The following is a 12941-nucleotide window of genomic DNA, read 5'->3' on the forward strand; positions in this document are numbered from 1 at the left end:
TTCCTTTTTAGGCTAGCAAAGGTATATGCATGAAGGGAATTGACTAAACTTAATCCCCCAAGAATTACAACTGAGCCTTTATATCCCGGCTCGATATTAGAAAAGAAACATGTGGTAGGTTATTTTTATCGAACTGATTTATAAAACAAATATGTTCCATTGAAAAAGAAAGAAAAAGCATAGCTTTCGATAGGCTAAAGCTATGCTTTTCTATGTCTAAAGCACCGCTTTACAGAACAAAAACAACCTATATCATCTACGCAAGCTTAGAGGATAACGCAAAATATAATCCACCACAACAAACGTAAGCGTCTCCGCGATTCTATATTGCTGTCCGTTTTTAGCTCTCATATCTTTGCGAGGTATAAAAATGAAGCATTATGGATTTAGAAAATAGATTTAGAAGAACTTGGAAACGTTTCCAAGAAGTCTTAAAAACAGACTACAATTGTTCTTTAGCGGATGTTTGCCGCGAGCAGCATACCACTTTTGGAGGTATGAGTTCCTGGATGTCCCGACGGGGCTATAGCGTTAAACAAGCTAAGGCAGATGTGGTTCGTGATTATTATGGCGGCGTTGAGCCGTCCCCACTGACCACTACCTCTCCTGCGTTCACTCAAATAGCACCCGCCATGTCGTCGGAAGAAGAGTTTAGTCTTGCCGGGATCACAATCACGTTTAACAGTGGAACCACCATTTCGGTCAAACGGGCCACACCCGGTGGTGTTATTAAAATGTTGCTCGATTACGAAAGAAAGGAGGGAGATCCATGTATTCTCTAACATCAGCCAATCGATACTATCTGTACCAGGGCTTTGTTCGTATGAACCTTGGCATCGACGGTTTATTCAAAATTATACGCTTGGAAATGAAGGACTTGTCTCCCGTTTCCGGAGATATATTTTTATTCTTTGGCAAAAACCGACAAAGTGTAAAAATACTGCGTTGGGATGGCGATGGCTTTCTTCTGTACTACAAGCGCCTCGAGGGTGGAAGTTTTGAGTTACCAACATTTAACCCCCATACAGGCAATTACGAGATTTCTTATCAGGTTTTGTCTTTTATCTTAAATGGAGTGTCATTGAAGTCTGTACGGTTGCGAAAACGTTTCAGGATTTAATATAATATGTTGATTGTTAATTATTTGTACTAAGTATATCATCCGATTTATTTGGTCAACTCGTTGATTTTTTATATCTTTATACCATGAAAAAGGATGAGATCATAGAGTTATTGAAGGAACAGATCAAGAGATTACGAGATGACAACAACAGACTCTTGGGGCAAGTAGATGCTTTGATAAAAGAGGTTTCTTCCCTTAAAGAAGCACTCCTTCAAAAAGGCGAATCTCTTAGCAAACAACAGCGCCTTGCTAAGGGGCTCGCCAAACTTGTATCCAACACATCCGAACAGCAACAAGCTCCCCAACCTGCCATGTCCGAAGAAGAGCGGCAGAAGAGAGAAGCTGAAAAAGCAGATAAGCGTAAAGCCAGAAAGAACAATGGTGCCAAACGTGACATGCATTATGAGATGGAGGAAGAAGAACATGTCGTTTATCCTGATGATCCCGATTTTGACATCAATAAAGCCCGGTTGTTTACTACCGCTCCCAGAATATGCGTCCGCTATGAATGTGTACCCATGCGCTTCATCAAGCACGTCTACAAGATACACACCTATACGCAAGACGGTCGCCTGTTTGAGGGAAAAACCCCGGTCGCGGCTTTCTTAAATTCCAGCTATGACGGCTCATTTATTGCCGGATTGATGGAATTACGTTATATACAATCGCTACCTGTTGAAAGAATCATCAACTACTTCGAAGGTCATGGCTTTACGCTGAAGAAACCTACGGCTCATAAGTTGATAGAAAAAGCCTCAGGCCTCTTCGAAAATCTTTATAAGTGTATCCGGCAGACAGCTTTGAGTGATCCTTATAAGGCAGCCGACGAAACCTATTACAAAATACTCGTCCCGGAAAAGAACAGTAAGGGAAAAGGAGTTAGAAAGGGATACCTTTGGGTGGTTGTCGGCATAAACACCAGGATGATATACCTGCTCTATGATGACGGCTCCCGGTCTGAAAGAGTTATTCTTAACGAATTAGGCAGTTGCAAAGGTATCATACAAAGCGATGGCTACTCACCTTACCGGAAGCTCGAAAGCGATGCTTATCCCAATATCACACGCATCCCGTGCTTGCAACATATAAAACGGAAATTTATAGATTGCGGTGAGAATGACCCGGATGCAAAAAGAATCGTGGAGCTGATAAACACTCTTTATCAAAACGAGCATAAGCATAAAGTTGGGGTTGATGGATGGACAGTAGAACAGAATCTTATGCATCGAAAAAAGTATGCGCCGGACATACTCGGAGAAATAAAAGATGTGTTTGATGAAATAGAAGAGCGGGGGGATTTATTACCAAAGAGCGAACTACAAGAAGCTATCACCTATCTTCGCAATGAGTGGAATGCAGTGGTGGACATCTTTAATTATGGTGACACTTACCTGGACAACAATATAGTTGAACGGATGAACCGGTACATATCCTTATCAAGAAAAAACTCATTGTTCTTCGGCAGCCATAAGGGAGCCGAACGAGGCGCCATACTCTACACGATAGCACTCACCTGTAGGATGCATAAAGTGAATCTATTTGAGTATCTCACGGATGTGATAAACAGAACAGCTGAATGGCAACCAAACACACCACTTGAAAAATACAGGGAACTGCTTCCTGACAGATGGGAAAAGGCTAATGGATAAAAAGGGAGCATTAGCCTTTTTATTTTAGCAAACTATATAGAATCGCGGAGACGCTTACCAACAAACAACAGCTTTTAAGAAGCTCCTTCATCTCTAAATTCCTTATTCATAGGCTATTCAGAAGAAAGATGAAGGGGAGAATAAAAATAAAAAAATCATAGGCTGATTTAAAATAAATATCCCAATGATTGAATTTAATCATTGGGATATTTATTTTAAACACTTCGATGTTTATTATGAACTAGTCAAGAGTCCATCTTTTTTCAGCATTTAATATTTAATTCATTCAGAACCTTGCGTATTGCTTCAAATGTAGTAATACGAGTAGGAACCAGCGGCAAACGAAGCTTATTTTCAATCATCCCCATCGCATTTAACATTGATTTTACGCCTGCCGGATTTCCATCGACAAATAACAGGTTAAATAATTCCGTAAATCGATGATGAATAGTCAACGCATTGGCAAAGTCTCCTTGAAGCGCCAAACGTGTCATGCGACTAAATTCACGAGGAAAAGCATTACCAATTACCGAAATCACGCCAACAGCTCCCAATGTTATGAGAGGAAAGGTGATACCATCATCTCCAGAGATTACATTAAAATTTTCCGGTTTATTTTTAATAATATCATCCATTTGCGTGATATTGCCGGATGCTTCTTTAATAGCAACTACATTATTGAAATCACGGGCAATCCGCAACGTAGTTTCAGCAGTCATATTTACTCCCGTACGTCCCGGAACATTATACAATACGATAGGGAGCTCCGTAGCTTCCGCAATCGCTTTATAATGCTGATAAATACCTTCTTGAGAAGGTTTATTATAATACGGCACCACAGACAATATAGCATCAACCCCTGTAAAATCATCGTTTTTCAATGTTTCTACAATAGCGCGAGTATTATTACCACCTACACCCAACAGAATAGGAATTCTTCCGTTAACGCGGTCAATTACCATCTTTTTTATGGTTTTCTTTTCTTCCTCGGTCAGAGTCGGTGTTTCAGCTGTAGTTCCCAGCACACACAAGAAATCCGCATTATTCTGCAATAGATAGTCCACCATACGCATCAACGCGTCATAGTCAACGCTCTCATCCTCTTTGAAAGGAGTAATCAGTGCTACCCCCATTCCTTTCAATTTAGTCTGTATCATGAGTTTTAATTATAATCTCTAATTTATTTAGCCGCAAAAGTACGAATATTTTTCTTATCTTACGATATAAGTTTCAGAAATTCGTCTTCGCTTAATATGGTTATTCCAAGTTTTTTTACTTTTTCGAGCTTTGCAGGTCCCATATTATCTCCAGCCAATATAAAACTCGTTTTCGCGGAAATGCTTCCAACATTTTTCCCTCCGTTTTTCTCGATAAGTTCCTTATATTCGTCACGCGAGTGATGGATAAACACACCACTGATAACAATAGACTGTCCTGCCAACTTATCAGTGTATCCACTCAAATCTTCCTCTGTACGATAAAGTTGTAGTCCGGCCTCCTTTAGCCTGTTAACCAACTCACGATTAGACTCATTAGCAAAATAAGCAAGTATACTTTGAGCTATTTTTTCTCCGATTTCATCGATACTTACCAATTTTTCAAGATCTGCCTGCTGTAAATCATCGATATTCTCAAACGACTTCGCAATCTTTTTAGCCACAGTCTCACCAACAAAGCGGATTCCTAAAGCAAAGATTACACGCTCGAAAGGAACTGTTTTACTTTGCGCAATTCCCGTTACAATATTCTCTGCCGATTTTTCACCCATACGATCCAAACCTTTGATATCATCAGCTGTAAGTTTATACAAGTCGGCCGTATTTTCAATTAATCCCAAACGATAGAACATATCCACCGTTTCCGGCCCTAATCCATCAATATTCATAGCCTTTCGACTAATAAAATGCTCTATTTTGCCTTTGATTTGAGGAGGACACGCTGTTTCATTCGGGCAATAATGAGCAGCTTCTCCTTCATATCTGACTAGTTTACTGCCACATTCGGGACAATTAACGATGAACCGAACCTTCTCACCAAGCATAAAACTACGTGCATCTTTATCAACCCCTGTAATCTTAGGAATAATTTCACCGCCTTTTTCTACATAAACCATGTCTCCAATATGCAAATCAAGCCCCTCGATAATATCCGCATTATGCAAGGACGCACGTTTTACAACCGTCCCTGAAAGCTGCACAGGATCCAGATTAGCTACTGGTGTAACAGCTCCGGTTCTTCCTACCTGATAAGTCACCTTATTCAAACGGGTCAACGCACGTTCTGCCTGGAATTTATAAGCAATAGCCCATCGAGGAGATTTAGCCGTAAAGCCCAAATTCTTCTGCTGCCTCAAACTATTCACCTTTAAAACAATCCCATCTGTGGCAACCGGCAGATTTTTACGCTCTACATCCCAATAATTGATAAATTCAAAAACCTCCTCTAATGTCTGGCACTTACGCGTCAAATCAGAGATTTTAAAGCCCCATTTTGCCGCTTCCTGAAGATTTTCATAATGTCCGTCACAAGGCAGGTTATCACCCAGCAAATAATACAAATAAGCATCCAGTTTGCGGGAAGCCACAATAGAAGAATTCTGCAACTTCAATGTACCGGAAGCCGCATTTCTCGGATTGGCAAAAAGCGGCTCTTCACGCGCTTCTTTCTCTCGATTCAACTCTTCAAACACTTCCCATGGCATAAGAATTTCTCCACGTATCTCAAAAGAAGCAGGATAATTATCACCATGCAATACAAGCGGAATAGAACGGATCGTTTTCACATTATCCGTCACATCATCCCCCTTTTCTCCATCCCCACGGGTGACGGCACGAACCAACTTTCCATCTTCATAAGTCAGCGAAATAGAAGTACCGTCATATTTCATTTCACAACAAATCTCGAAATCCTCATTCAATGCCTTACGGACACGGTCGTAGAAGTCCGTCACTTCCGCTTCCGAATATGTATTTGCCAATGACAACATAGGATATTTATGAGCCACTTGCGTGAAATTCTTGTTTAAATCGCTACCTACACGCATCGTAGGCGAATTTTCATCTTTATATTCCGGATGTGCCTGTTCCAAATCCTGAAGTTCACGCATCTTGTCGTCAAACTCTTTATCTGAGATTTCAGGAGCATTCAACACATAATAATTATAATTATGCCGGTGAAGTTCGGCACGCAATTCCTCTATTTTTTCCTTTATATCCATATTTATTCGATTGTTTAAGGCAAAAATACATGTTTATCTTTGAATATTTGTACTTTTGCGAAAAATTAAAAGATTATGCGTATTGATATTATAACAGTTTTACCCGAAATGATTGAAGGTTTCTTCAATTGTTCTATCATGAAACGAGCTCAAGATAAAGGACTTGCAGAGATACATATTCACAATCTGCGTGATTATACCGAAGATAAATATCGCCGTGTCGATGATTATCCTTTTGGAGGGTTTGCCGGAATGGTTATGAAAATAGAACCCATCGAGCGTTGCATCAATGCTCTGAAGGCAGAACGCGACTACGATGAAGTTATTTTCACGACCCCCGACGGAGAACAGTTCAACCAGCCGATGGCCAACAGCCTCTCGTTGGCACAGAATCTCATTATTCTTTGCGGACATTTCAAAGGTATCGATTACCGCATCCGAGAACACCTGATTACTAAAGAAATCAGCATTGGAGATTACGTATTAACAGGAGGAGAATTGGCAGCAGCGGTGATGGCGGACGCCATCGTACGTATCATCCCCGGAGTCATTTCTGATGAACAGTCCGCACTTTCCGATTCTTTCCAGGATAATTTGCTGGCAGCACCTGTATATACACGACCTGCGGATTATAAAGGTTGGAAAGTCCCCGATATTCTCTTATCCGGTCATGAAGCAAAAATCAAAGAATGGGAACTGCAACAATCCCTGGAACGTACCAGAAAACTTCGTCCCGACTTATTGGGAGAATAAAATAAAGTGTAAATAAAAACGACGGTGAAGAATATGTAAATCTTCACCGTCGTTTTTATTTTGCCTTCAGTTTATAAAGATCTTGCTGATAGCTAATCTTAAACACAGACCTATTTTTCATCCGCTGTTTCCAGCCTGCTTATTCTTCCTTTATTCAAAAGACAAATAGCATTTTTCTCGCAGACTTAGTGCGAATGGTTATTGTATGTTTTCAATTACACCTCAAGTGCACCAATAATTTCCTTTACAGACTTACACCCGTGTCTTTCCAGGTAATTATTTATACCATCTTCCACTTTAATAGTGACAGCAGGATCTATGAAATTTGCCGTACCAATCTGGATAGCCGTTGCACCTGCAAGCATGAATTCGACAGCATCTCTCCAGTCCATAATACCCCCTAAACCAATGACAGGAATATTTACCGCCTTAGCAACTTGCCACACCATACGCAATGCGATAGGTTTTACGGCCGCTCCCGACATTCCTCCTGTTATCGTTGATAAAATAGGGCGTTTACGTTCCGCATCAATCGCCATACCCAGCAATGTATTGATTAATGACACGCTATCTGCACCACTTTCTTCTGCCGCGCGAGCTATTTCGGTGATATCCGTAACGTTTGGGGAGAGTTTTACGATAAGTGTCTTTTTGTAAGCAGAACGCACTGCTTTCACTACTTCTGATGCCCCTTTTGCTGACACACCAAAAGCCATACCTCCTTGCTTCACATTGGGGCAAGAGATGTTTAGTTCTATAGCAGGAATTTTGTCAAGTTCATTAATGATTTCAGCCGTTTTTACATAATCTTCGATCGCAGACCCCGAAACGTTTACAATCATATTCGTTTGAATGTCTTTTATACGAGGATATATATGCTCCACGAAGTAGTCAACACCCTTATTTTGCAGTCCTACAGCGTTTAACATACCAGAAGGAGTCTCTGCCATACGCGGATAAGGATTCCCTTCACGTTTGTGAAGAGTCGTTCCTTTTACAATAATACCACCTATTCGCGTTATATCAATGAAATCAGAGAACTCTTCACCATATCCAAATGTACCGGATGCCGTCATTACCGGATTCTTCATTTGTAATTCACCAATGTTTACACTCAAATCTGCCATAGTAGTTTATTTATATTAAAAACAGGACCTTCTTTACATACACACAAGTGACCTTCTGTCGTATTTTCCACACAGCACAAGCATGCTCCGATACCACAAGCCATTGTATTTTCCAAAGAAACTTCACATTCTATCTGATTACTTTTGGCATATTTTGCCACAGCCACCATCATTGGTTTAGGACCACAAGTGTAAATCTGCTCAAATCGTACCTTATTTAATATAGAATGTTGAGTTACGTATCCTTTTTCGCCATGGCTACCATCTTCCGTAGTAGTATACACCTCTCCATATTTAGCAAACTCTTCCAGCTGCAACAAATCTTTGTCGCTACGGGCACCTAACAAGAACGTAGGTTTGTGGCCTTTTTTAGCCAATTGTTCACCTAAATACAACATGGGAGCTGTTCCGACACCTCCACCAACTAATAAGAGCTTATCAGAAGCCTCTTGAGGCATTGTGTATGCATTTCCCAGCGGAAGCACCACATTAATTGTATCACCAGAATTAGCCTCTGCCAGACGTCTTGTTCCATCACCAACCAGCTGGATCAGAAACCAGACCTCATTTCGCTGTTTATCTACAAAATTAATAGAAATAGGACGACGCAAGAATGTAGTAGGCGAACCGTCCACCCGGATTTCTGCAAACTGCCCAGGTAACATTTCGGGCAGTAATGACTGAGACGTCAATTTTAGCAATACATAGTTTGCATTCAATCTGATATTCTCGGTCACTGTCAGATCTAAAATAAATTTCTTCATGTATGGATATAAAAGTATAAATTCGTATTCCGGGTGCAAAGATACAGGAAATTGCTCAAACCACCGATTTTACTCTTTATTTTTCAGGCCTAAACGTCTCATAGGTATTATCATCAAAAAATATTCTTATTTCCGTGATTTTCCTGGCAGGCTTTTCTATATACCTAATCTCTTGTTTTACAATCTCTTTAGGGGAATTTTCAGCGTTTCTTAATGGCATTTCCTTGCGATTTTCCGGAATAGCCGGCTCTTTGGACGAATTTATGAGATTCTCGTCGAATAAAGAAGGCAGATAATCGCTATTAGAAGAAGAAAAAGATGTCTCTTCTTCAGATACCATCATTTCGCCCTCTCCATAAAGCAACCATTCAAGATTTACATAGTCATACTTTTGATGAACCTTCATTATGACATCTAAACTGGGTTTATTCCGGCCATTTAAAATATGAGAGAGAGTAGATTGTTGTACTCCGATTGTTTTAGCAAAAACTTTAGGAGGAACTTTTTCTCTCTCCATTATCATTCTGATTCTGTCTTTTATCTCCATACTACCTTCTTTTTAGTACAATTGTATGTGTTATGCACCTGATTCACAAAAATACGTATTACATCATTGATAATACAAAGGTAAATATTTAGATTCACAAAAGCAAATTACAAATATAAAAATATTAATATCACAAAAATACACCGTTCTATGCAAATCGAATATTACGTTTGTATATCAAACAAAAACAGTAAATACAAACATAAATCTTTAATTAAATAAATATATATAAAGTGCAGATATATAGATGTATAACTGATATACATATAAGCCAAAATAAAGTTATTCACAAATATACACACCACCTAAAAGAAGCTTTTATAGTATAAATTGATGTAATAATACATATCATACTGAATTACAACAAAATAAGCGGACATTTCTTATTTGTTAATTGTCATACAACTACATTTGTATATATAATATTAATATTGTAAACGCACAAATACACTATTGTGAATAATCCTTTTGGATTACATTTGTATTGAATTCACATTCCTGTATTACACATTGGTAACATGCTAAATGTACAAAAGTAAATATCGATAGTTGCAAAAGCAATAAAAGGAAGGAATCAACCCATACTTTACCAATGTATATTACTATTTTTGTCTAATCATCCTTTACAATTTTCTCTAAAAAGCAAATCCTTGCGATATTTCTGTACCAATCTCCAGATATTTATTTTTTTTCGATTCTAGAAGGCTTATTTTTCGCATAAATAAATGATATACAAGAATTTAATCCCAATAAAGTGAATCTATATTTCTATTAAACTAGAAAAAAATCATGCTGTAACAATCCAATATAGTCTGAACTATCAAAATGACATTAATGGGCAGCTTTAGAAAAAGAGAAAATCTCCATTCTCACTATAAAATGGTAGCATCAAAATCTAAAATGCTTTTTTGATAAAACTCAAGGATCAGTAAACTTTTCTCGTTAAAAAATTCAAGCTTTAGATTTAATGAAAATGTATTTTCTGAAAAGATAGGGCAATATAAAATTAAAAAAACTGTTTGTGTGATTAGCCAAACAGTAACTCTATAAAACGATGAAATAACTAATTTTATTTGTAAAAATAATCACAGAAAATAGTGAGAGGCCTTTTTGAGATAAGTATAATTGCGGGAATATAAAAAAGACATATACTCCCCATTTCTATCTATGGTAAAAGTATATGTCTGATGATATATGTAATTCTTAATTCGAGTTAATGCAAAATTTTAAACACCAGCTCGCGAAGAATATCTCCATCTGTCATAGAACTGTTTTGGACTCCTTTAGATTTTGCATCAGCATATCGTATTTCTCCAATAATTTGCATCGTCTTTACTCCACTATATTTTCTCATTGCCGCCATATAATCCCGAGCCTGCCATGGAGTTCTTAATCCTAGCATGTTTGCAATTCCTTGCTCTGATTTATCCGGCGCATAATAAGTCAACATCAAGTTGGAGTAAAAGCTAAATAATAGAGACAGCGTCATTTGGATTGGATTTGTTTTCGGATTTTCCTCAAAATATTTTATTATTTTGTTCGCTTTCAATATATCCTTTTCCACTAAAGCACTGCGCAATTCAAAGTTATTATAGTCTTTGCTTATGCCGATATTCTTTTCTATCTGTTCAGGAGTAACACGTTTTTGTCCGGCAGGTAAAGTGATAATCAGCTTTTCAAGTTCTCCGGTCAGACGACTTAAATCCGAGCCTACAAAATCAGCAAGCATAGAAGTTGCCTTCGGTTCCATATCAACCCCTTTTCGTTTCATATATGAAGCGATAAAACCGGGAAGTTGCGCATCTTTGATTTTTTTAGACTCAAACAATACACCCGTTTTTTCCACCTCGGCAGCTAACTTCTTTCTACGATCCAAAGTTCCATGCTTATGGCATATCACTAAGATAGTGGAAAGTAAAGGCTTTTGAAGATAATATGACAACTCCTCCATATTACGCACGGCCTGTGCTTCCTTAACGACTACTACTTGATGTTCTGACATCATGGGATAACGCTTTGCGGCATTTATAATCGTTGCCACATCCACGTCAGCACCATACACAACAGTCAGGTTGAATTCTTTTTCCGTTTCACTCAACACATTATCCGTTATGTAATCTGCAATCAAGTCGATATAATACGACTCTTCTCCCATCAGGTAATAGACAGGGCGATACTGCTTTGCTCTCAATTCCTTGAGGATGTCATCACAGGTCAATTCTTGTTTTGCCATATATATTTTTTCAGAAAGACCGGATTACCAGTCGAATTTCAAGTGTTTAACAGTTTTCTTTTCATCAATAATCATACGCAGAGAAGCAATGCCAATTTCAACATGCTCTTCTACATAATTTCTGGTCACCAAATTATCGCTTTTATCCGTTTTCACTCCATCGGGAGTCATTGGCTGATCGGATACCAATAATAACGCACCGGTAGGAATATGATTGGCAAAGCCACAACTAAACAGAGTTGCAGTTTCCATATCGACTGCCATAGCCCGTGTCTTTGTCAGATATTCTTTGAACGCATCATCATGTTCCCAAATACGACGGTTAGTGGTATATACAGTACCGGTCCAATAGTCGCGGCCTTTGTCACGAATGGATGAAGAAACGGCACGCTGCAACATAAATGCAGGCAACGCAGGAACCTCGGGAGGAAAATAATCATTGGAAGTTCCCTCCCCACGGATAGCCGCAATAGGAAGAATCAAGTCACCAAGCTGGTTTTTCTTGTCGATACCACCACATTTTCCGAGGAATAAACATGCTTTGGGGCGAATAGCACCCAGCAAGTCCATGATGATAGCAGCGTTGGGACTTCCCATACCGAAGTTAATCATTGTGATACCTTCGGCAGAAGCAGAAATCATATTTGCGTCCCTTCCTAAAATAGGAACATTAAACTGATTTGCGAAAATCTCAACGTACTTGTTGAAGTTAGTCAACAGAATATACTCTCCAAAATCCTCCAGGTTACGTTTTGTGTAACGCGGCAGCCAATTAGCTACGATTTCTTCTTTTGTTTTCATAATTATCTATTAAATTTGTGCTCCCAATAATGGGAACCATTATTTAACTTACAAAAATAATAAATGTTATCGTTAAACCTACCAGTATTCGACACTAAAATAAACGTACGAAACGGAAAAAATGTAATTTTCGACGTTATTCGTAAACGATATGTCGCCCTTACCCCTGAAGAATGGGTACGGCAACACTTTGTTCACTTTCTTATTGCACACAAAGGATATCCGACTACCCTTCTTGCCAATGAAGTAATGGTGAAGTTGAACGGTACTACCAAACGATGCGATACAGTACTTTACCGGAGGGATTTATCAGCCCGGATGATTGTAGAATATAAAGCACCACACATTGAAATAACACAGGCCGTTTTCGACCAGATCACCCGGTATAATATGGTACTGAAAGTAGATTACCTGATTGTCAGCAACGGAATGCAACATTATTGCTGCTGCATGGATTATGAACATCAGAGTTATACGTTCCTTCAGGATATTCCTGATTACCATTCTTTATAAAATAATCTGCTGTATTCGCCTTTAAAAAACAGCCTTGCCGACAAGAATAAAATAGCGTCACTATCCTGAGGGGATAGTGACGCTATTTGCCTACTATGGTGACGCTATCCCGAACAGATAGCGTCACTATACCAACTACCCTTTCAGACAGTCTTCAAACAGCTTTTTACTTCTGCGTTACAGCATCTCTTCCGTCACCATCATCTGCTTTCTT

Annotated in this window: 12 protein-coding genes; 5 read left to right on the forward strand and 7 right to left on the reverse strand. The window is 38.8% G+C overall.

What is annotated here, in order from left to right; all coding sequences use genetic code 11:
• Positions 1–380: 380 nt before the first annotated feature.
• The 3 genes from KFO40_RS18935 to tnpC all read left to right on the forward strand — a co-directional run bounded on the left by KFO40_RS18935 (position 381) and on the right by tnpC (position 2772).
• Entirely contained in the window at positions 381–782 is a 402-nt protein-coding gene (locus KFO40_RS18935) for a hypothetical protein (protein WP_008026046.1), read from the forward strand.
• Positions 770–1120: an IS66 family insertion sequence element accessory protein TnpB gene (gene tnpB / locus KFO40_RS18940; protein WP_008023397.1), complete on the forward strand. Its 351-nt coding sequence runs from the start codon at positions 770–772 to the stop codon at positions 1118–1120. The genes KFO40_RS18935 and tnpB overlap by 13 nt, the downstream gene beginning before the upstream one ends.
• An 86-nt stretch (positions 1121–1206) precedes the next feature.
• Positions 1207–2772 carry an IS66 family transposase gene (gene tnpC, locus KFO40_RS18945; protein WP_008023400.1) on the forward strand — a complete coding sequence of 522 codons (1566 nt, stop codon included), beginning with the start codon at positions 1207–1209 and terminating at the stop codon, positions 2770–2772.
• A 263-nt stretch (positions 2773–3035) separates the two neighbouring features.
• On the opposite strand, the gene dapA is transcribed toward tnpC, so the two are convergent.
• Together dapA and ligA are read right to left on the reverse strand one after the other, a co-directional pair.
• Entirely contained in the window at positions 3036–3929 is an 894-nt protein-coding gene (gene dapA, locus KFO40_RS18950; protein WP_004312921.1) for a 4-hydroxy-tetrahydrodipicolinate synthase, read from the reverse strand.
• A 59-nt stretch (positions 3930–3988) separates the two neighbouring features.
• Positions 3989–5989: an NAD-dependent DNA ligase LigA gene (gene ligA, locus KFO40_RS18955; protein WP_009041040.1), complete on the reverse strand. Its 2001-nt coding sequence runs from the start codon at positions 5987–5989 to the stop codon at positions 3989–3991.
• 75 nt (positions 5990–6064) lie between these two features.
• On the opposite strand from ligA, the gene trmD reads away from it, so the two are divergent.
• A complete protein-coding gene (gene trmD, locus KFO40_RS18960) occupies positions 6065–6742 on the forward strand; it encodes a tRNA (guanosine(37)-N1)-methyltransferase TrmD (protein WP_004312919.1) in 678 nt (225 codons plus the stop codon).
• A 215-nt stretch (positions 6743–6957) separates the two neighbouring features.
• On the opposite strand, the gene KFO40_RS18965 is transcribed toward trmD, so the two are convergent.
• The 5 genes from KFO40_RS18965 to KFO40_RS18985 all read right to left on the reverse strand — a co-directional run bounded on the left by KFO40_RS18965 (position 6958) and on the right by KFO40_RS18985 (position 12214).
• Positions 6958–7869 carry a dihydroorotate dehydrogenase gene (locus tag KFO40_RS18965; protein WP_004312918.1) on the reverse strand — a complete coding sequence of 304 codons (912 nt, stop codon included), beginning with the start codon at positions 7867–7869 and terminating at the stop codon, positions 6958–6960.
• Positions 7857–8633, reverse strand: coding sequence for a dihydroorotate dehydrogenase electron transfer subunit (locus KFO40_RS18970; protein ID WP_004312917.1), 777 nt, complete (start codon positions 8631–8633; stop codon positions 7857–7859). The genes KFO40_RS18965 and KFO40_RS18970 overlap by 13 nt, the downstream gene beginning before the upstream one ends.
• Before the next feature lie 76 nt (positions 8634–8709).
• On the reverse strand, positions 8710–9180 hold the full coding sequence (locus KFO40_RS18975; RefSeq protein ID WP_009041041.1) for a helix-turn-helix domain-containing protein: 471 nt from the start codon (positions 9178–9180) through the stop codon (positions 8710–8712).
• A 1213-nt stretch (positions 9181–10393) separates the two neighbouring features.
• Positions 10394–11413, reverse strand: a complete 1020-nt coding sequence (holA, locus tag KFO40_RS18980) for a DNA polymerase III subunit delta (protein WP_117685091.1) — start codon at positions 11411–11413, stop codon at positions 10394–10396.
• A gap of 24 nt (positions 11414–11437) precedes the next feature.
• Positions 11438–12214, reverse strand: a complete 777-nt coding sequence (locus KFO40_RS18985; RefSeq protein ID WP_004312914.1) for an AMP nucleosidase — start codon at positions 12212–12214, stop codon at positions 11438–11440.
• Between the two features lie 63 nt (positions 12215–12277).
• Here KFO40_RS18985 and KFO40_RS18990 point away from each other — a divergent pair, with 63 nt between their 5' ends.
• Complete coding sequence (locus tag KFO40_RS18990) at positions 12278–12727, forward strand: type I restriction enzyme HsdR N-terminal domain-containing protein (RefSeq protein ID WP_009041042.1); 450 nt, start codon at positions 12278–12280, stop codon at positions 12725–12727.
• Positions 12728–12941 lie beyond the last annotated feature (214 nt).

The sequence above is a fragment of the Bacteroides sp. 1001302B_160321_D4 genome (assembly GCF_015667765.1).
Lineage (GTDB): Bacteria > Bacteroidota > Bacteroidia > Bacteroidales > Bacteroidaceae > Bacteroides > Bacteroides xylanisolvens.

Coding starts and splice junctions, on each gene's coding strand:
- KFO40_RS18985 (WP_004312914.1), bottom strand. CDS start 12,214: ATGAAAACAAAAGAAGAAATCGTAGCTAATTGGCTGCCGCGTTACACA.
- KFO40_RS18935 (WP_008026046.1), top strand. CDS start 381: ATGGATTTAGAAAATAGATTTAGAAGAACTTGGAAACGTTTCCAAGAA.
- holA (WP_117685091.1), bottom strand. CDS start 11,413: ATGGCAAAACAAGAATTGACCTGTGATGACATCCTCAAGGAATTGAGA.
- ligA (WP_009041040.1), bottom strand. CDS start 5,989: ATGGATATAAAGGAAAAAATAGAGGAATTGCGTGCCGAACTTCACCGG.
- tnpB (WP_008023397.1), top strand. CDS start 770: ATGTATTCTCTAACATCAGCCAATCGATACTATCTGTACCAGGGCTTT.
- KFO40_RS18975 (WP_009041041.1), bottom strand. CDS start 9,180: ATGGAGATAAAAGACAGAATCAGAATGATAATGGAGAGAGAAAAAGTT.
- tnpC (WP_008023400.1), top strand. CDS start 1,207: ATGAAAAAGGATGAGATCATAGAGTTATTGAAGGAACAGATCAAGAGA.
- trmD (WP_004312919.1), top strand. CDS start 6,065: ATGCGTATTGATATTATAACAGTTTTACCCGAAATGATTGAAGGTTTC.
- KFO40_RS18990 (WP_009041042.1), top strand. CDS start 12,278: ATGTTATCGTTAAACCTACCAGTATTCGACACTAAAATAAACGTACGA.
- KFO40_RS18965 (WP_004312918.1), bottom strand. CDS start 7,869: ATGGCAGATTTGAGTGTAAACATTGGTGAATTACAAATGAAGAATCCG.
- dapA (WP_004312921.1), bottom strand. CDS start 3,929: ATGATACAGACTAAATTGAAAGGAATGGGGGTAGCACTGATTACTCCT.
- KFO40_RS18970 (WP_004312917.1), bottom strand. CDS start 8,633: ATGAAGAAATTTATTTTAGATCTGACAGTGACCGAGAATATCAGATTG.